The organism is Kosmotoga sp. (genome assembly GCF_982836095.1).
Map to the genome: position 1 here is coordinate 1 of NZ_CEYIHJ010000199.1, position 309 is coordinate 309.

The window sequence follows — 309 nt, forward strand, 5'->3', positions numbered from 1 at the left end:
AAAGAAAGAATCCTGACGGGAACCAATTCAGACGGTTTCATTCCCGGTGAAGCCGGCGCTTCGGTACTTTTATGCCAAGCGAGTCAAAAGTCCGATGAGCAAATAATTATTAACGGGCTCGGCTTCGGGAAAGAAGAAGCTCACATGGATTCCGGAGAGCCTTTGTGTGCTGAAGGCCTTGTGCAGGCGATCAATGAGGCTTCGAAAACTTCAGGAATGACCGTCGCGGATCTGGACTATCGAATTACCGATGTAAACGGTGAGCAATACGGATTCAAAGAGGCTGCGCTTGCCCTAACCCGGACATTA

General features: G+C 49.5%; 1 pseudogene. It reads left to right on the forward strand.

Going from position 1 to position 309, the window contains the following annotated elements:
• Positions 1-309: pseudogene (locus tag AC3LHT_RS10040) on the forward strand (hypothetical protein); the annotation flags it as partial.